Genomic DNA, 17,527 nt, shown 5'->3' with positions numbered 1-17,527 from the left:
TAGCGCGAGCACGTCGACGTGCCGCAAGTGCTGCATGGAACCGACGTGCCCCTCAATTCATGTAGTCGGGCAACGTGAACCCGTCATAGAAATGATCGGCCTTGATCGCCGTCTTGAACGCCGGTGACTTGTAGCTTGCGACGATGTCCTGGGTCCATTCGGCATTGGCGTTGGCTTTCTTCACCGCGAGCACGTTGATATAGGGCGTCGTCATCTTCTCCAGCGCAAAGGCATTGGTCAGTTTCAGCCCGCTGAAGATTGCGAAATTGCCCTGGATGGCGGCGAAGTCGACGTCGTCGAGTGCGCGCGGCGCCTGCGCGGCTTCGAGTGGAACGAGCTTGATGCCGCCCGGATTCTTGATGACATCGAGCTCGGTGACGTCGACCGGCTTGCTGTCGCGAATCTCGATCAGGCCGAGATCGCGCAGCACCCACAGCGCACGCTGGAGGTTGACGGGATCGTTCGGCACCGCGACGCTGGAGCCCGGCTTGATCGGCGTGCCCAGCGGGTGCTTCTTCGAATAGAGTCCCATCGGCGGTGTGGGGACGTGGACGATGCCGACGAGATCGGTCTTCTGGCGCTCGTTGTAGGACTCGAGGAAAACCGTGTGCTGCATCACATTGGCATCGATCTCGGACTTGAACACCGCGTTGTTGGCTTCAAGGCCGGTCGAGAATTCGACGTAGCGGATCTTGTAGCCCTTCTGCTTCAGCTCGGGCTCGACGCCGATCTTGAACTCATCGATGTACGGCCCCGGCACGAAACCGACCCGCAGCTCGGGCTTAGCGGGTTGCTCCGCCATGGAGTTTTCGGCGGCGAGCGGGGAGAGAGCCAAAAGGCCGGAGAGCATAAACAACGCGATCTTCATGTCTTTTTACGGTTTTCCAGTTTGGAGGGGAGAACGGTGTCAGGCGATTGCCTTGACCTCGTTCGAATAAATGCTGGCGGGGCGCGCGAGGCCGTAATGCTCGCGCAGCGTCGCGCCGGTGTAGTCCTCGCGGAACAAGCCACGCTTGCGCAGAAGCGGGACGACCTGCTCGGCAAAGACATCGAAGCCGCCGGGCAGCCAGGGCGGCATCACGTTGAAGCCGTCGGCCGCGCCGCCCTCGAACCAGGCCTGGATGTTGTCGGCGATCTTTTCCGGCGTACCCGTAATGACCCAGTGGCCGCGCGCGCCGGCGAGGCGCTGGACGAGCTGACGGATCGTCGGCTTCTCGCGATCGACGATGTCGACCACCAGCTTGAAACGGCTGGCGACGCCGCGCGCACTGGCGGTGTCGATCAGATGGCGTGGCACCGGACCGTCGAGATCGTACCCGGTAAGATCGACCCCGATCATCTGGCGTAGCTGCGTCAGGGAATATTCCGGCTGGATCAGCTCATTGAACTCTTCCTGAAGGCGGTCGGCCTCGGCTTGCGTGCTGCCGATGAAGGGGCTGATCCCGGGCAGGATCTTGATCTGATGCGGGCTGCGATCGAACAGGCGCGCCTGCTTCTTGATATCGGCGTAGAATTCCTGGGCGCTCGCGAGCGTCTGATGCGCGGTGAAGATGGCTTCAGCGAATTGCGCGGCGAAGGCGCGGCCGTCATCCGAGGAACCTGCCTGCACATAGACCGGGCGGCCCTGCGGCGACCGCGGGATGTTGAGCGGTCCGCGCACGCGGAAATGTTTGCCGATATGCTTGATGGCGTGGATCTTGGCAGTCTCGGCAAAGACTCCGGTGGAGGGATCGTTGACCACAGCGTCGTCCTCCCAGCTGTCCCAAAGCCGGGTGACGACGTCGAGATATTCGCGCGCCCGCTCGTAGCGCTCGTGGTGCGGTGGGTGCTCGGGCAATCCAAAATTCTGCGCCGCCTGCGGGCTGCTCGTCGTGACGATGTTCCAGCCGGCGCGGCCGCTGCTGAAATGGTCGAGCGAGGCGAACTGGCGGGCCAGATTATAGGGCTCGGTGTAGGTCGTGGAGGCTGTGCCGATCAGGCCGATCCGGCTGGTCGCGCTGGCGATCGTCGTCAGTAGCGTGATGGGATCGAAGCGGAAGCGCTGGGCGTAGCGGACATTGTCGGCGAGCGCCGGTCCGTCGGCGAAGAACACCGCGTCGAACTTGTGGGCTTCGGCGCGCTGCGCGAGTTCCTGATAATAACGAATATCGAGGACGCGTTCTGTCGCCGAGCCCTTATAGCGCCAGGCTGCCTCGTGATGGCCGTCAGGATAGATGAAGAGATTGAGAGCGAGTTGCCGTCGATTGCTCATGCGAAATGCTCCGTGATCGGCTCGCTCAAAATCTATGTCGAGCCTCGCTCGATTGTCGATGGAATGGATTTGCGTTGTTGAGATGTGCGCGAGCATGAACTTGCGAGAAAGCCTGTAAATAGAGATCGTGCGCGGTGCGATCGATGGTCTGTTCGCTTATGGATGTCCTAACGAACGTCGCGATGACGACGATAGAGCGCAACCGAGCGGGATCGGTCCTGCATTTCGTCGTCGCCGATTCCGCGAATGCAACTATTCCCCGCCCAGTTCAAACTTTGGAAGCCAATTCCGAAAGACGTGAGTTAGCATCCTCTGACTGAGCACGTGGCTGCGCCGATGCAGCCACCACGAAAATGGTCCTGCCAGACGCGATCGCTGCCTGAGCAGACAGCGATCCGCAAGAGGGTCGACTACCATCACCACCTGCATTCACTCCGCTGTCGCATGAGCGGTCGGCGAACGGCGGAGCTTTGTCCAAACGGATCGCGGTCTCGGGGAAGATGACATGACTGACGGAATCACCATCGACAACGTCATTCCGCGCGCTGATATCGTCAAGCGATCGGCCCGCATCGGCGCCGAAATCAGGAACATCAAGCTATCCGGCGATCTGCCGGATCGGACGATTGCGGCGATCAACCAGGTGCTGCTCGAGCGCAAAGTCATCTTCTTCCGTGACCAGAATCATCTCGACGATGCCGAGCAGGAGCGTTTTGCCCATCGGCTCGGCAAGCTCGTGCCGCATCCAACGGTCGGCGCCACCAAGGGAACAGCGTCGATCCTCGAGCTCGACTCCGGGCGAGGCGGCGGACGTGCGGACCAGTGGCACACCGACGTCACGTTCGTCGACGCCTATCCCAAGATCTCGGTCTTGCGCGGTGTCGTGATCCCGGAGTTCGGCGGCGACACGATCTGGTCGAATACGGCCGCGGCCTATCTCGACCTGCCGGCGCCGCTGCGCAAGCTCGCCGACGAGCTCTGGGCGGTGCACAGCAATGCCTATGACTACGCAGTCAAGACCCGTGCGAGCGAAGCCGACCGGAAGCAATTCGAGGAGGTCTTCACGGCGACGGTCTATGAGACCGAGCATCCCGTCGTTCGCGTCCACCCCGAGACCGGCGAACGCACGCTGGTGCTGGGCAACTTCGTCCAGCGCTTCGTTGGCCTGTCGAAATATGACGGCCAAAAGTTGTTCGACCTGTTCCAGTCGCACATCACCGCGCCGGAGAACACCGTGCGCTGGAATTGGCGGCAAGGAGACGTGGTGATCTGGGACAACCGCGCGACCCAGCATTACGCCGTCAATGACTACGGCGATCAGCATCGCGTCGTGCGCCGCGCGACCATTGATGGCGAGGTGCCTGTCAGCATCGACGGCCGGAGCAGCGTCACTCGGGTCAAGGTGGCGAAGCCGCAGGCGAAGGCCGCCTGAGGCGGGCAAGGAGAAAACACAATGAGAATCGCTATCTCCGCTCTGCGTCGACTGGTTGCCGGGCTCGGTGCAAGAGGCCGACAACTTAGCCTCGTCGCTCTCGGTATGACTGGCCTGGTCGGCAGCGCTCTGGCCGAGCCGCAGCTCGAGAAGACCGAGATCCGTTACCAGGGCTGGGCCGGGCAGGTCACCTTCATCGAGCTGGCCGACGATCTCGGCTATCTCGCTCCCCTCAAGCTCAAATGGATCGGCAACACCATCAGCGGTCCGCAGGACATCCAGACCGTCGTCACCGGCGATATCGACATCGGTGGCGCGTTCTATGGCGCGATCATCAAGCTGATCGCCGCCAAGGCGCCGATCAAGGCGGTGGTCGGCTATTACGGCTCGGACGAGAACACCTACAGCGGCTACTACGTGAAGGAGGATAGTCCGATCAAGACTGCGCGCGACCTGATCGGCAAGAAGGTCGCGGTCAATACGCTGGGAGCGCACCATGAATTCGTGCTGCGCGAATATCTGGCCCGCAATGGCCTGACGCCGGCGGATGCGAAACAGGTGACGCTGGTCGCGATACCGCCGGTGACGGGGGAGCAGGTGCTGCGCCAGGGACAGGTCGAGCTTAGCACGCTCGGCGGCGTCCTGCGTGACAAGGCACTCGAGCGCGGGGGCATTCGGCGGCTCTTTGCCGATACGGACGTCTTCGGGAACTTCACCGGCGGGGCCTATGTGCTGCGGGACAAGTTCATCAAGGACAATCCGAACACGTCCCGTAAGCTGATCGAGGGCGTGTCTCGTGCCATCGACTGGGCTCAGACAACGCCGCCGGAGGAGGTCCGCGCCCGCTTCGAGCGCATCGTCGTCGATCGCAAGCGCAACGAGGACGCCACCCCGATCAAATACTGGAAAAGCACCGGTGTCGCGACCAAAGGCGGCGTGATCGGCGATGCCGAGCTCCAGGTGTGGATCGACTGGCTGGTCAGGGACGGGCTGCTGAAGCAGGACCAGCTCAAACCGTCGGATCTCTACACCAACGCGTTCAACTATTTCCGTCCGGGCAAGACCGCGGAGGCCAAATGACGACGGCCAAGATCCGCTTCGAGCATGTGCGCAAGGAATTCCTGGTCCGCGGCAAGGATGGCGGGCCGACGCAGCGCTTCACGGCGCTCGACGACATCACACTGGATGTGCGCGCCGGCGAATTCCTTGCGCTGGTTGGGCCGAGCGGCTGCGGCAAGTCGACCCTGCTGGACCTGCTCGGCGGCCTGACGACGCCGAGCAGCGGTCGCATCCTGCTCGATGGCAAGGTCATCGAGGGCCCGGCGCGCGACCGCGGCATCGTATTCCAGCAATATGCGCTGTTCCCCTGGCGTACGGCCGCGCAGAATGTTGAGTTCGGGCTCGACATTGCCGGCCTGAAAGCCCGGGAGCGGCGGGAGAGGGCGCTGCATTACCTCGATCTGGTTGGTCTGTCGGGCTTTGCCGACCGCTATCCGCACGAGCTGTCCGGCGGCATGAAGCAGCGCGTCGCGATCGCGCGCAGCCTTGCCTACGATCCGGAGGTGCTGCTGATGGACGAGCCGTTTGCGGCGCTCGATGCGCAAACGCGCGAGACGCTGCAAGGCGAGCTGTTGCGGATCTGGCGCAGCACAAAGAAGACCATCCTGTTCATCACCCACGGCATCGACGAAGCCGTGGTCCTTGGTCAGCGCGTGGCGGTGATGACCTCGCGTCCCGGCTGTATCAAACAAATCATCGATGTCCCCGATGAGCTGCACCGCGAGACCGAGGACGTGCGCTCGCTACCCCAGTTCGGGCATGTCAGGCACGAAGTGTGGTCCTTGCTGCGCGACGAGGTCTTGAAGGCGCAAGACCTCCAGGCCGCTGCATCGGGTGGCGAGCGCGTGGCAAAGGCGAAGGAGCTGGCTCATGTCTAATCTGGAGGTCCTGACGCTGCTGGAGCTGGCCGAGGGGAGCCCGAAAGACCGAGCCAGGCAACGCGCCGGCGTGGCTGCCGCGGCGACGGGCAACGTGGTGCGCTGGTTCGGCATCATCGGGCAACGATCCCTGCTGCTGCTGCTGTTCCTGACCGTCTGGGAAACGGCGCCGCGCCTCGGTCTGATCGATGTGACCTTCCTGCCGCCGTTCTCCGAGGTGATCGCCGCGGGCTGGCAGCTTGCGCAGTCGGGAGAGCTCTACGACGACGTCGGCGCAAGTCTGCTTCGAGCCTTGAGCGGCTTCCTGATCGCGATTGCCCTGTTTGTGCCGTTGGGTGTCTTGACGGGATGGTACGCCCGGCTTGGGGACCTCCTGAACCAGATCATCGAGATCGCGCGCAACACGGCGCCGCTGGCGTTGCTGCCGGTCTTCATCCTGCTGCTTGGGATCGGCGAGCTCTCGAAAGTCACCATGGTGGTCTACAGCTGCGCCTGGCCGCTGCTACTGAACACGATCTCTGCGGTCCGCCAGGTCGATCCGCTTCTGGTCAAGTCGGCACGGACGATGGGCGCGACGCCCAGCCAGCTGTTCCGGAAAGTGATCCTGCCGGCGTCGTTGCCGACGATCTTCGTCGGCATACGCTTGGCAAGCGCCTCCGCCATGCTGGTGCTGGTCGCATCCGAGATGGTCGGGGCTAAGTCCGGGCTCGGCTATCTCATCATCAACAGCCAGTACAGCTTCCTGATCCCCCAGATGTATTTCGGCATCCTCGGCATCACCGTGATCGGCCTCACCTTCAACGCAATCCTTGAGGCTCTGGAGCGCCGCCTGATGCGCTGGAAGGCGCCGGCTTAGCGTTTTCGAGCGAAGTGGAGACCGGTTCGCGTCAAGAAAACGCGTAGAAGCAAGAAGCTCTAGCCTTGCTTGTTGCGGACCGTGGCCTGGGTCACGATGCTGTTCGGCGGGACACTGTGGGTCAGCCAAACATTGCCGCCGATCGTCGATCCGCGACCGATGGTGATCCGGCCCAAAATCGTCGCGCCGGCATAGATGACGACGTCGTCTTCCACGATCGGATGGCGGGCGTCGCCCTTGATCAGACTGCCATCGTCGTCGGTCGGAAAGTGACGGGCGCCCAGCGTGACGGCCTGATAGACGCGGACGTTGTCGCCGATGATGGCGGTCTCGCCGATCACCACGCCGGTGCCGTGGTCGATGAAGAAGCCGGAGCCGATGCTCGCGCCGGGGTGAATGTCGATCCCGGTGCGGGTATGCGCGATTTCGGCGATCAGGCGAGCGATGAGCCGGGCGCCCAGCCCGTGCAGGATATGGGCGAGGCGGTGATGAATGATTGCGGTCATCCCGGGATAGCCGATCAGGATCTCGGGAAAATTTCGTGCGGCCGGGTCACCGACGAAGGCGGCCCTGAGGTCATTGATGAGGAGCCCGCGCACCATCGGCAGTCGCGAGCCGAATGTCCGGGTCAGTTCGACGGCGTCCTCGCGGCGGAAGCCGGCGGTGAGCTCGTCGCCGATGAAGAGGGCACCGCGATGGATCTGGTCGCACAACGAGTCCAGGGCGACGCTGAGGGTGTTTCCGACGAAATAGTCGATATTCTCGCCGTCGAGCTCGGAGCGACCGTAATGCCGTGGAAACAGTGCTGCCGTGAGGCCATCGAGCACCGCCTCCAGCGCTTCGCGCGATGGGGCCTGGCGTGCTTCGCCGTCCCTGCGAATGCTGTGCGTCTCCTCCCGGGAGACGCGTAGCTCGGCCACGATCCGGTCGAGCTGCCACCGCCTGGCAGTCGGCTCCAGGTCCGATGTCGGGATTTCGCGTTTCATGCTGCCCTCGTTTTATGCCGGAGATCGAGAAGCTGCAGGAGCGCTCCTACCTGACATGCGCCAGGGGGATGCTGATCTCGGCGAGTAAATCCAGGTCGAAATCGTGCTTTATCTCGATGTATTGACCGTTCCAGTATACCAGTCCCGACAACTGGGGCGACAGCTCGAAGCTCAAGATGCTGCCGACGATGATCCCATGCGAATACCGCTCGATGATCTCCTCCACCCGGCATTCGACCGTCGCCAGTGAATTGCCAAGCAGGGGAACGCCGGATACCCCGGCCGTCCAGGCTACGCCTTCATAGCGCTGGGGCCCCTTCAGCCTGCCATCGCTGAATCGGCTCGCGAGCTCCTGCTGGTCGGATCCGAGAATGTTGACCCCGAACACCCTGTGACGCTCGATCGGGGCAAACGACGACGCCTGCCGGTTGACGCTGACCAGCACGCGCGGTGGGCTCGCGCTGAGCGAGGTCAGCGACGTGACCGTCATCCCCGTGATGTCCTCGCCGCGGCCGGCCGTGATGATGCTGACGCCGCCGGCCAGGCGCCGCATCACGGCGCGGAACTGGTGCTCGATCTCATTGCTGTCAGTGACGAGATGGATGTCCGACTTTCCCATGTCTGTCTCTCCTTGCATCGGACCGTCGAATCCGGCGCCCTCTTGCCTAGAAGAAGCCCTTTGCCGGCAGTGGCGTGCCGCTGATTTCGTACTGGCCGATCGAGCGCGCCTTGTAGGTGGTCGGATTGTGCGAGGACAGCGTACGCGCATTGCGCCAGTGCCGGTCGAAATTGGTGACCTTCTTGCTCGCGGATGCGCCGCCGACGTCGAATAGCAGGCTGCCGCCGCGAATGGCGAAATCGTCGGCGATGATCTTGGCCTTGGCCGAGAGTAGCGCGGCGGTGTGGGCGGCCTCCGCGGCGTTCGATGCGCCCGCGTCGAAGGCATCGGTCGCGACGTCGAGCGCCTCGGCGGCCGCCAGCACGACCGTTTCGGCCGCAAACGCCCCGCTGGCGATCTGGCCGACGGTCTGCTGAAGCAGGGGATCATCGGTCGGAACTTCGGCGGGTGCGTAATAGAAGGTGCGCTTGCGCGAATGGACGAGCGCGGTGGCGTCACGCAGGGTCGCGCGCGCGATACCGGCAACGATCGCGGTCAGGAACAATTGGGCGAATGTGTTGGAGTAGGGTACGCCGTAGCCGATGTCAGGGGTGTCGAAGACGAGCTCCTGTCGTTTGACGCTGACGTTGCGGAAATGCGTCGTGCCGGTTGCGGTGAGCCGCTGTCCGAGCCCATCCCAGTCGTCGACCAGCTCGATGCCGTCGCGCTTGATCGGAACGATGGCCGCACCGCTGGCGCCGTCAGGATCGGCGGCGCGGACGAGGACGTAGTCTGAATACAGCGTGCCGGTGCTGTAATATTTGGTGCCGTTCAGGAAGTAATCGCCGTTTCCATCGGGCGTGAAGGTCGTGCCCGGTGTGACATTGCCGACGCGCGGGCTTTCGAGCTCGGTGGTGGCGAGCCCGATGATTGCGCCTTCGGCGACCGCCTTCTGCCACGCGCGGCTTTGCTCGTCCTTGGGCGTGCGCACCAGCCGTTCCACCACGCTGAAATGGTTACGTAGGATATGCGCGACATTGGCGTCGGCCTCGCCGAGCCGGATCACGAAGGCGAAGAGATCGCGGATCGTGCTACCCGCGCCGCCAGCGTCCACGGGAAGCCGCAGCGCGCCGAGACGCGCGCGGCGGATGAGATCAATGACCTCGAAGGGCAGCACGCGGTCGCGTTCCCGCGCACTCGCGCCTTCTGCGATCTGGTTAAGCAGCGCCTCCAGCTCCGGCGAGGTGGTCTTGAGCGGCTCCGATGTGCCGAGCGAGGGGGCAGATACGGTCTTGTTCATGATCGGCCTGTTGGTCACGTTCCTAGAGCTGGGCGAGATGGTCGGTGACCTTGACCGGCTCGGGCAATACCTTGCGGGCGACGAGCCAGTCGGCAGCCTTTTGCAGCTCGCTGATGAAGCGCTCGTCATTGACGGCGAAGTAGCGATACTTGCGCTTCAATGCGATGAACTGGTCGCGGACCTCGTCGCTGTACTTGCCGGCTTTCTGGGCGATGTACTCGGCGTCCTTGCCGTTCTCCGAGATCCACTTGCCTTCGGCGCGGAACGCATCGTTCACGGCACTTACCAGCGCGGGATTGTCCGTGGCGAATTTGCGGGTAGTCAGGTACGAGGTGTAGTCGATCTGGAAGTCGAGATCGCGGCCTTCAAGGAAGATGTTATGCGCCTTGTATTCGAGCCTGGCGATGTCGACGCCGGGGCTCCACATCGACCAGGCGTCGACCTTGCCGGAGGCCAGGGCCGGTGCGGCATCGGGCGGATTGAGATAGACGAACTTGACCTTGGACCGGTCCACCTTGTGCTTCTCGAGCGCCGCGACCAGCAGGAATTCGCCGAGACCCGAGCGGTTGACCGCGACCGATTTGCCGACGAGGTCCTCGACCTTGTCGATGCCGGAGCCGTCCTTGGCGATGATCGCGGTAGTGCGGGGCTCGTAGACGACGAACTGGGTGAAAACCAGCGGCGAACCCGCGATGATCGCGGCCAGCGCCGGCGTCGTGCTGCCACCAAAGCTGAAATCGGCGCTGCCGCCGGTGACTGCCTGCAATGTCGGGGCGTGGTTGGGGAAGGGCCCGAGCCATTCCACCTTGATGCCGTCCTTGGCCAGCACCTTCTCGAACTCGCCGCGTTCCTTGGCGATCAGGTTGAGGCCGCTCATGCCCCAAGTCAGTCGCACGGTGTCTGTCGTGCGGCCAGTTGCGGCCTCGGCGAAATCGCCGATGTTCAGGCCGGCGAAGGCGCCCACGCCGAAAGCCGCGGTGCTGAGAAAGCTGCGGCGGGACGGCTTTGCGATTGGAGAGTCGGACATAATGGCCTTCTGTTGAATTAGTGGGTGGAATGCAAATTCACGCCGAGCTCGGCAAGGAGCTCGCTACGCGAGATGGGTGTCGAGCCGTTTCGTGCGACGCGGTGCTCGTAGGCGATGGCGCCGTTCCGCATCACGAGGATGCGATCCGCCAGAGCAATCGCTTCGTCGACGTCGTGCGTGACGAGCAGAACGCCCGGCTGATGATTGGCGACGAGCACGCGAACGAGCTCATGCATGCGGATGCGGGTGAGCGCGTCCAATGCGGCAAACGGCTCATCGAGGAGCATAAGCTCAGGCTGCTGCACCAGCGCGCGGGCAAGCGCGACGCGCTGGGCCTGTCCGCCGGAGAGATTGCGCGGCCAATCGTCGAGACGGTCGCCGAGGCCCACCTCGGTCAACGCTTCGGCGGCGCGCTCGCGTGCGTCCGGCACCTGCAAACCAAGCGACACGTTGCGCCAGAGGCTGTCCCAGGGCAGGAGCCGGTGCTCCTGGAATACCACCGCCGGCCGGCGCGGCGCGACGATGCGCCCACCCTGGATCGAGTCCAGGCCGGCGAGCGCCCGCAGCAATGTCGTCTTGCCGCAGCCGCTTTCGCCGAGCAGGGCAACGAACTCGCCCCGCTCGATGCGCAGGTTCAGCCTTTCGATGACCACGCGACTGCCGTAGCTGCGCACGAGATTGCTGACGGTGACGGCCGGTCCGGTTTCGAATGAAGCGGCCGGCAGCGAAGCGACGTGAGCGTTCATCGTGCTGCCCCGTAGTTCGGGTGCCAGGCGAGCAGGCGCCGTTCGAGGAATCGGGCAATGCCGTCGGCTGCGACGCCGATGAGCGCGTAGATCACGATCGTCAGCACGATCACGTCGGTGCGCAGGAATTCACGCGCGTCCATGGCAAGAAAGCCGATGCCGGACTGCGCGCCGATGGTTTCAGCCACGACCAGCGCAAGCCAAGCCGTCGCCAGCGCATAGCGGACCCCGGTCAGGATCGACGGCAAGGCGCCTGGAAGGATGATCCTGCGGATCAGCTGAATGGAGCTCAGTCCCTGGACGCGGCCGAGCTCGAGCAGCTTTGGATCGACCTGGCGAATACCGAGGACTGTGTTGATGTAGATCGGGAAGGTGACGCCGAGGGCGACCAGGAAGATCTTCTGCGTTTCGCCGACGCCAAGCCAGACGATGACTAAGGGCAGCGCTGCGAGGAACGGGATGGCCCGGATCATCTGCACGCTGCGGTCGATCAGAGCTTCGGCGATGCGGGAGAAGCCGACGAGAATGCCCAGGCCGCCACCAACGGCCGCGCCGATCACGAATCCCGCCGCCGCCCGCAGCAAGCTCACGCCGAGATCGTTGAGCAGGGTGCCCGTGGTTGCAAGCTTAAAGGCGGTCCGGATCACCTTGCTGGGTGCGGGGAGGACATGTGGCGAGAGCCATCCCGCCTGCGCAAGCCATTCCCAGATGGCGACAAGCACGACCGGCGCCAGCCATGACAGAAGCTGAAGGCCGCGCGCGCCTAGCTTTCTGTTTGCAGGGGTCGGAGCAAGTGCGCTGTTGCCGCTTTGCGCCGACGGCGCACTGTTAGCACCGATCGCGGCACGATCGATGCCGCTCAGTTCCATATTGCTCAAGACGCGAGACCTCGTTTTCACGCACTGCATTTGAAGCAGGAAGCGTGACGGCAATCACCTGCCATCTCCACAAAATGTCCCACGAAATCGGGTCGACAGAAATAGAGCGGTATTTCAATTGTCGCTTGCTCCGGAGTGATCTGCTGTCGCCGCAGCGCGGATGCGCGACAAAGATAATCTTTTGATGCGCGTCTGCTTGAACTTGCGCCAACGATTGGCGAGAACGGCGAACGTCGAGAGAGTTACGGGAGAACATGATGACGGCTGCACCTCTTCGCTTCGGCATCTGGGCGCTGGTGCATGGGCCGCGTGCCGCGCATCAGGACCCGGAGGAGCCCTATGATGCCTCCTGGGAACGCAATCGTGATCTCATTCTGGCAGCCGAGGAGCTCGGCTACGACTCGACCCTGATCGCGCAGCACACCATCAATCCGCATCAGGAGGATCTCGATCAGCTCGAAGCTTGGAGCGCTGCTGCAGCGATTGCGGCGCTGACCAAGCGCATCGAGATCATCGCTGCGATCAAGCCGTATCTCTATCACCCCGTGGTGCTCGCCAAGCTGGCGCTCGGCATCGAGAACATCAGCCGTGGCCGCTTTGCGATCAATTTGGTCAATGCCTGGAATCGTCCAGAGCTAGAGAAGGCCGGAATCGGCTTTCCCGAGCACGATGCGCGTTATGCCTATGGCAAGGAATGGATCTCCGTCGTGTCCCGCCTGATGGAAGGCGAGCGTCTCAACTTCAGCGGCGATCACTTCAAGGTCACGGACTATGCGCTGCGGCCGACCAGCCTGTACCGCAAGCGCCCGGCCGTCTATGTCGGCGGAGAGTCCGAGCCCGCGCGCGATCTGGTCGCTTGCCATGGCGACGTCTGGTTCATCAACGGCCAGCCGCTAGACGATGTCGCCGGCCTGATAGCCGACGTCGCGGTGCGGCCGCGTGGTTCAGCGCCGCCATTGCGCTTCGGTCTGTCCGCCTTTGTCGTGGCACGCGAGACCCGGGAGCAGGCGCAGGTCGCCTATGAGCGGCTATTGAGCCTCGCTGCAAAGGATGCGCCGATGAAGGCGATCCAGAAGCAGAACACGGATCCGAAGGTCGTGATGATGCAGACCATGCAGAAGACGCCGCGGGTCGGCAGCAATGGCGGAACGGCCGCGGGGCTGGTCGGCAGTTACGATGAGGTCGCAGCGCGCATCGAGGCGTTCCATGCCGCCGGTATCGAACTCTTCATGCTGCAATTCCAGCCGTTCGAGGCAGAGATGCGGCGTTTTGCAGACGAGATCATTCCCCGTGTCCGAGCGCGGCAATCACCTGGGCCTGCTGCGAAGCTGGCCAGTCGATAGGGTAGCTTGTTGCGATCAGGCCGAGGCGACGGCGGGCGGCCGCTTTGCATAGCGGCTCGTCGGCCGTGCCAAACCAAAATGGTCGCGCAATGTCGTGCCCGTGTACTCGGTTCGGAACAGACCGCGCTTCTGAAGGATCGGCACGACGGTATCGACGAAGGTCTCCAGGCCCGTGGGCAGAACGTCCGGCATAAGGTTGAAGCCGTCCGCGGCACCGGCCTTGAACCAGGCCTCGATATCGTCCGCGATCTGCTCCGGCGTCCCGACGATGATGCGATGGCCAACGCCGCCACCAAGCGCGCGGATTAGTTGGCGGACGGTGAGGTTGCCGCGACGGGCGATGTTCACGGTGCCCTGGAACATGGTGTGGTTGGCGTTCGCCGGAAGCGGTAACGGATCGGGCAGCGGCTTGTCGAGCTCGAGCAGGGCAGGGTCGATCTGAAGCGTACCGGCGAGACGCGCCAGGCTGTATTCGATCGGGACCAGTTCCCAGAGCTCGTCCTGCCGCCGCTTCGCCTCGGCCTCGGTGCTGCCGATGACCGTGGCAAGCCCGGGCAGGGTGACGATCGAATCGCCGGAACGCCCGTAGGCTTCGGCGCGCGTGCGCAGGTCGCGCGCATAGGCAACGCCTTCGTCGATCGACTGCGCCAGTGTGAACACGGCTTCCGCATAGGCGGCGGCGAAGTCGCGGCCGTCATTGGAGCCGCCGGCCTGCACCGTAACAGGTCGCCCCTGCGGGGAGCGCGGGACGTTCAGCGGTCCGGCCACCGAATAATGCGGGCCGCGATGCGCGATCGGGTGCACCTTCGACGTATCGACAAATCGCGCGCTCGCCTTGTTGCCGACGAAAGCGTCGTCCTCCCAACTGTCGAACAGAGCGTGGACGACCTCCGTGAATTCCTTGGCCCGCTCATAGCGGGCCTTGTGCTCCAAGGCACCGGTGAGGCCGAAGTTGCGGCTTGAAGCAGCATCTGCGGTCGTGACCGCGTTCCATCCCGAGCGGCCGCCGCTGGCATGATCGAGCGTCACGAAGCGCCGCGCAATATTGTAGGGCTCGTTATAGGTCGTCGACACCGTCCCGATTAGGCCGACATGCGTTGTTGCGGCCGCCACCGTCGCAAGGATGATGGTCGGTTCCAGCGAGGTGAACGACCGGTAGTCGATGCGATCGTTCACGGCTGGGGAATCCGCCAGAAAGATCGCGTCGAGCTTGCCGCGCTCGGCAATCTGCGCGACCCGGACGTAATGCCCGAGATCGAAGAATGCGCGCGGATCACTGTCCGGGAGGCGCCAGGCCGACGGATAGACGCCGGAGTGAAGCAGATTGACGTTCAGGTGCAGTTGGCGTGGCGGCATTCGGGATTCCGAAGGTCAGCGGCCTGAGCCGCGTGTAGCGATGATCACGACCCCTTCGGGGACCAGATCTTGATGGTCGTGGTGTCGAGCTTCACCGGGATCAGACCCTCGGCGTGGAATGCATCGGCAATGCGCTGCTGCTCCGACAGGCCGGGTCCGGTCACTGCGCCCACCTGATAGGAGCGGTGGCTGTTGGCCTCCTCGACAATCGCCGCGTCGATACCCCAGAGCCCGGCCAGCAACGTGGCGGCGTCCTTCGGCTGGGCTTTGACCCATTTTCCGGTTGCGGCAAGCTTCGTGAAGATCACATTCAGCACCTCGGCGTGCTTATCCGCATAGGCGGCCGAAGCCAGGTAATAGCGCTTGTAGCTCGCAAGGCCGTTGCTGCCGTCGGACAGGATCCGGCCCTTGGTCTGATGCAGGGCGCTGGTCATGAACGGATCCCAGGCAACCCAGGCATCGACATTGTTGCTGACGAAGGCCGCGCGGCCGTCCGCCGGCGTGAGATAGGCAGGCGCGATGTCCTTGAAGCTGAGCCCCGATTTCGCCAGTGCTGCGAGCAGCAGATAGTGGCTACCGGCGCCCTTGGTCACGGCGATCTTCTTGCCCTTGAGGTCCGCGATAGTCTTGATGGCTGACGACTGCGGCAAGACGATCGCCTGCGCCGCCGGCGAGGCGGCTTCCTCGGCGATATAAGCGAGCTTGGCACCGGCGGCCTGCGCGAAGATCGGCACCGTGTCTGCGACATCAGCGCCGAAATCGATGCTGCCGATGTTGATGGCTTCCAGCAGCGGCAAGCCGCTGGTGAATTCGTGCCAGGAGATGGTGACGCCGAGCGGCGCCAGCGCCTTCTCCAACTCGCCGTTCGTCTTCAGGATCGCCGTCAGCGTCGAGGATTTTTGATAGCCGATGCGGATCTCCTCGGACATCGCAGGCTGAATCGACGCCATGGCGAAGAGGCCGAGTGCGGCCGTGGCGAGGGCCCGCAGGCGGGACATGGGGCGAGGCATGAAGGGCCATCCTTAGGGCTCAGCCGCTTTGAGCAGCTCATATGGGCAAGGCAGCAAGCCTGCAATGTGCCTGCAATCGACGCCGCCTTGCAATTTCAAGGTATCGCTCCGCGCGGCACGAACATTCTCCAGTCGGCTTCGATCTGAGACGGAGTTTCTCCAGCGCGATTACGGCTCGGCCGGGTCGCGTTGAAGGTGTTGAAGCGCAGCTCGCGCGCGGTCTCGTCATAACCGGGCACGATTGTCTATTGCGCGGCAGATCCGCTGCGCGCGACCGTCAATAGTATTTTGCACGAGCGAGTTTGTTTCCAATTCAGTGAAGGCGCGGAAACAAACGCGTTGCGCGACGACGACGCAGCAGCACGCGCATCGCTATTTTCCTGAACCGCTCGACAGAGGCAGAATCCGACCGCATCATTTTCGTCGACAAGCATGGCTTGCCGCGCATGACGCGCGCTCTCGAGACGACAGGGGAATTGCAGATGGCCTTGGAGACGCGGAACTTCGAAACACTCGCGTTGCATGGCGGATCGTACCGCACCGATCCCCCGACTGGTGCGGTAGCAGTTCCGATCTATCAAACGACGTCATTCCAGTTCGAGAACGCCGATCATGCCTCGCGCCTGTTCGCGCTCGAGCAACTGGGCCCGATCTATACCCGCATCGGCAATCCGACGCAGGAGGCGTTCGAAACGCGGCTTGCGGCATTAGAGGGCGGGGTGGCCGCCCTTGCCGTTGCCTCGGGCCAAACTGCCTCCGCCTTCGCAATCTTCAACGTCGCGCAAGCCGGCGACAACATCGTGTCGTCGACCGATCTCTACGGCGGAACCTGGACGCTGTTCTCGCAGACCCTGAAACAGTTCGGCATCGAGGTGCGGTTCGTCGATCCCACAGATCCCGAAAACTTCCGCCGCGCGACCGACGCAAAGACGCGGGCCTATTTCGGCGAGACGCTTCCGAATCCCAAGCTGAATGTGTTCCCGATCAAGGAGGTCGCGGAGATCGGCCGCTCGCTGGGCGTGCCGCTCATTCTCGACAACACGGCCTCGCCACTGATCGCGCGTCCGTTCGAGCACGGCGCAGCGGTGGTGGTCTATTCCACAACCAAATATATCGGTGGCCACGGCACCGCGATCGGCGGCGCCATCGTCGACGGCGGCAACTTCGACTGGGCTGCGCATGCGGAGCGCTTCCCTCTGCTGAACGAGCCTGACGAGGCCTATCATGGCGCGATCTGGACCGAGGCGGCCAAGCCGCTTGGTCCGATCGCCTATATCCTGCGGGCCCGTGTCAAGCTGTTGCGTGATCTTGGCGCGTCGATCGCACCACAAAATGCCTTCCAGTTCATCCAGGGCCTCGAGACCTTGCCGCTGCGGATCCGCCAGCACAACGAGAATGCGGTGAAGGTCGCAAATTTCCTCGCCAAGCACGCCTCGGTGTCGAACGTGATCTTCCCTGGTCTGCAGAGCGGAGAGAACAAGCGCCGGGCGGATGCCTATCTGAAGGGTAGCTACGGCGCCCTCGTCGGCTTCGAGCTGAAAGGCGGCGTCGAAGCTGGCCGTCGCTTCATCGACGCGCTCAAGCTGTTCTATCACGTCGCCAATATCGGTGACGCCCGCTCGCTGGCGATTCATCCGGCATCGACGACGCACCAGCAGCTCACCCCGGCCGAGCAGCTCGCCGCCGGCGTTACGCCCGGCTACGTCCGCCTTTCGGTCGGGATCGAGCATCCCGACGACATCCTGGCGGATCTCGGTCAGGCGCTGGCCCAGGCCGATGCGGGCGCGCGCAAGGCGGCCTGAGATGC

Annotated in this window: 16 protein-coding genes; 6 read left to right on the top strand and 10 right to left on the bottom strand. The window is 63.4% G+C overall.

The features are described 5' to 3' along the window. Positions 1-52 precede the first annotated feature (52 nt). The gene (locus A3AS_RS0108585; RefSeq protein WP_018317189.1) at positions 53-868 is read right to left on the bottom strand and encodes a MetQ/NlpA family ABC transporter substrate-binding protein; all 816 of its coding nucleotides are present in this window, start codon (positions 866-868) and stop codon (positions 53-55) included. Between the two features lie 39 nt (positions 869-907). Next, positions 908-2,251 carry an LLM class flavin-dependent oxidoreductase gene (locus A3AS_RS0108580; protein ID WP_018317188.1) on the bottom strand — a complete coding sequence of 448 codons (1,344 nt, stop codon included), beginning with the start codon at positions 2,249-2,251 and terminating at the stop codon, positions 908-910. Positions 2,252-2,756: 505 nt separating this feature from the next. Here A3AS_RS0108580 and A3AS_RS0108575 point away from each other — a divergent pair. The 4 genes from A3AS_RS0108575 to A3AS_RS0108560 are packed head-to-tail and all read left to right on the top strand — an operon-like array spanning position 2,757 to position 6,476. Next, positions 2,757-3,683 (top strand): TauD/TfdA family dioxygenase, encoded by a 927-nt coding sequence (locus tag A3AS_RS0108575; protein WP_018317187.1) that lies wholly within the window; start codon positions 2,757-2,759, stop codon positions 3,681-3,683. A gap of 21 nt (positions 3,684-3,704) precedes the next feature. Next, positions 3,705-4,763: an ABC transporter substrate-binding protein gene (locus tag A3AS_RS0108570; protein ID WP_245283169.1), complete on the top strand. Its 1,059-nt coding sequence runs from the start codon at positions 3,705-3,707 to the stop codon at positions 4,761-4,763. Continuing rightward, positions 4,760-5,620, top strand: coding sequence for an ABC transporter ATP-binding protein (locus A3AS_RS0108565; protein WP_018317185.1), 861 nt, complete (start codon positions 4,760-4,762; stop codon positions 5,618-5,620). Before A3AS_RS0108570 ends, A3AS_RS0108565 begins: the two co-directional genes overlap by 4 nt. Further along, a complete protein-coding gene (locus A3AS_RS0108560) occupies positions 5,613-6,476 on the top strand; it encodes an ABC transporter permease (protein ID WP_018317184.1) in 864 nt (287 codons plus the stop codon). Before A3AS_RS0108565 ends, A3AS_RS0108560 begins: the two co-directional genes overlap by 8 nt. Positions 6,477-6,535: 59 nt before the next feature. Here the strand turns inward: A3AS_RS0108560 and epsC are convergent, their stop codons facing one another. From epsC to A3AS_RS0108530, 6 genes are read right to left on the bottom strand one after another with little or no spacing between them, the layout of a single operon-like run. Next, positions 6,536-7,462: a serine O-acetyltransferase EpsC gene (epsC, locus tag A3AS_RS0108555; RefSeq protein ID WP_018317183.1), complete on the bottom strand. Its 927-nt coding sequence runs from the start codon at positions 7,460-7,462 to the stop codon at positions 6,536-6,538. Positions 7,463-7,508: 46 nt separating this feature from the next. Continuing rightward, positions 7,509-8,081, bottom strand: coding sequence for a flavin reductase family protein (locus A3AS_RS0108550; RefSeq protein ID WP_018317182.1), 573 nt, complete (start codon positions 8,079-8,081; stop codon positions 7,509-7,511). Between the two features lie 46 nt (positions 8,082-8,127). After that, on the bottom strand, positions 8,128-9,360 hold the full coding sequence (locus tag A3AS_RS0108545) for an acyl-CoA dehydrogenase family protein (protein WP_026201805.1): 1,233 nt from the start codon (positions 9,358-9,360) through the stop codon (positions 8,128-8,130). A gap of 22 nt (positions 9,361-9,382) precedes the next feature. Next, entirely contained in the window at positions 9,383-10,387 is a 1,005-nt protein-coding gene (locus tag A3AS_RS0108540) for an NrtA/SsuA/CpmA family ABC transporter substrate-binding protein (protein WP_018317180.1), read from the bottom strand. A 17-nt stretch (positions 10,388-10,404) separates the two neighbouring features. After that, positions 10,405-11,133 carry an ABC transporter ATP-binding protein gene (locus A3AS_RS0108535; RefSeq protein WP_018317179.1) on the bottom strand — a complete coding sequence of 243 codons (729 nt, stop codon included), beginning with the start codon at positions 11,131-11,133 and terminating at the stop codon, positions 10,405-10,407. Continuing rightward, the gene (locus A3AS_RS0108530) at positions 11,130-12,002 is read right to left on the bottom strand and encodes an ABC transporter permease subunit (RefSeq protein ID WP_018317178.1); all 873 of its coding nucleotides are present in this window, start codon (positions 12,000-12,002) and stop codon (positions 11,130-11,132) included. Before A3AS_RS0108530 ends, A3AS_RS0108535 begins: the two co-directional genes overlap by 4 nt. A gap of 266 nt (positions 12,003-12,268) precedes the next feature. On the opposite strand from A3AS_RS0108530, the gene A3AS_RS0108525 reads away from it, so the two are divergent. Continuing rightward, on the top strand, positions 12,269-13,354 hold the full coding sequence (locus A3AS_RS0108525) for an LLM class flavin-dependent oxidoreductase (RefSeq protein ID WP_026201802.1): 1,086 nt from the start codon (positions 12,269-12,271) through the stop codon (positions 13,352-13,354). A gap of 15 nt (positions 13,355-13,369) precedes the next feature. On the opposite strand, the gene A3AS_RS0108520 is transcribed toward A3AS_RS0108525, so the two are convergent. Next, on the bottom strand, positions 13,370-14,710 hold the full coding sequence (locus A3AS_RS0108520) for an LLM class flavin-dependent oxidoreductase (protein ID WP_018317176.1): 1,341 nt from the start codon (positions 14,708-14,710) through the stop codon (positions 13,370-13,372). Positions 14,711-14,754: 44 nt separating this feature from the next. After that, complete coding sequence (locus A3AS_RS0108515) at positions 14,755-15,720, bottom strand: aliphatic sulfonate ABC transporter substrate-binding protein (RefSeq protein WP_157644235.1); 966 nt, start codon at positions 15,718-15,720, stop codon at positions 14,755-14,757. 482 nt (positions 15,721-16,202) lie between these two features. Between A3AS_RS0108515 and A3AS_RS0108510 the strand changes: the two genes are divergently transcribed. Continuing rightward, positions 16,203-17,522, top strand: coding sequence for an O-acetylhomoserine aminocarboxypropyltransferase/cysteine synthase family protein (locus A3AS_RS0108510; RefSeq protein ID WP_026201801.1), 1,320 nt, complete (start codon positions 16,203-16,205; stop codon positions 17,520-17,522). The last annotated feature ends 5 nt before the right edge of the window (positions 17,523-17,527 follow it).

The sequence above is a fragment of the Bradyrhizobium sp. WSM2793 genome, from assembly GCF_000379585.1.
GTDB lineage: Bacteria > Pseudomonadota > Alphaproteobacteria > Rhizobiales > Xanthobacteraceae > Bradyrhizobium.
This window is presented reverse-complemented; position numbering and strand designations above follow the sequence as displayed.

Bases quoted from the DNA above. Each gene is read 5' to 3' on its own strand.
- A3AS_RS0108570 (WP_245283169.1), top strand. From the start codon at position 3,705: ATGAGAATCGCTATCTCCGCTCTGCGTCGACTGGTTGCCGGGCTCGGT.
- A3AS_RS0108540 (WP_018317180.1), bottom strand. From the start codon at position 10,387: ATGTCCGACTCTCCAATCGCAAAGCCGTCCCGCCGCAGCTTTCTCAGC.
- A3AS_RS0108525 (WP_026201802.1), top strand. From the start codon at position 12,269: ATGACGGCTGCACCTCTTCGCTTCGGCATCTGGGCGCTGGTGCATGGG.
- A3AS_RS0108515 (WP_157644235.1), bottom strand. From the start codon at position 15,720: ATGCCTCGCCCCATGTCCCGCCTGCGGGCCCTCGCCACGGCCGCACTC.
- A3AS_RS0108580 (WP_018317188.1), bottom strand. From the start codon at position 2,251: ATGAGCAATCGACGGCAACTCGCTCTCAATCTCTTCATCTATCCTGAC.
- A3AS_RS0108565 (WP_018317185.1), top strand. From the start codon at position 4,760: ATGACGACGGCCAAGATCCGCTTCGAGCATGTGCGCAAGGAATTCCTG.
- A3AS_RS0108560 (WP_018317184.1), top strand. From the start codon at position 5,613: ATGTCTAATCTGGAGGTCCTGACGCTGCTGGAGCTGGCCGAGGGGAGC.
- A3AS_RS0108550 (WP_018317182.1), bottom strand. From the start codon at position 8,081: ATGGGAAAGTCGGACATCCATCTCGTCACTGACAGCAATGAGATCGAG.
- A3AS_RS0108545 (WP_026201805.1), bottom strand. From the start codon at position 9,360: ATGAACAAGACCGTATCTGCCCCCTCGCTCGGCACATCGGAGCCGCTC.
- A3AS_RS0108585 (WP_018317189.1), bottom strand. From the start codon at position 868: ATGAAGATCGCGTTGTTTATGCTCTCCGGCCTTTTGGCTCTCTCCCCG.
- epsC (WP_018317183.1), bottom strand. From the start codon at position 7,462: ATGAAACGCGAAATCCCGACATCGGACCTGGAGCCGACTGCCAGGCGG.
- A3AS_RS0108510 (WP_026201801.1), top strand. From the start codon at position 16,203: ATGGCCTTGGAGACGCGGAACTTCGAAACACTCGCGTTGCATGGCGGA.
- A3AS_RS0108530 (WP_018317178.1), bottom strand. From the start codon at position 12,002: ATGGAACTGAGCGGCATCGATCGTGCCGCGATCGGTGCTAACAGTGCG.
- A3AS_RS0108520 (WP_018317176.1), bottom strand. From the start codon at position 14,710: ATGCCGCCACGCCAACTGCACCTGAACGTCAATCTGCTTCACTCCGGC.
- A3AS_RS0108575 (WP_018317187.1), top strand. From the start codon at position 2,757: ATGACTGACGGAATCACCATCGACAACGTCATTCCGCGCGCTGATATC.
- A3AS_RS0108535 (WP_018317179.1), bottom strand. From the start codon at position 11,133: ATGAACGCTCACGTCGCTTCGCTGCCGGCCGCTTCATTCGAAACCGGA.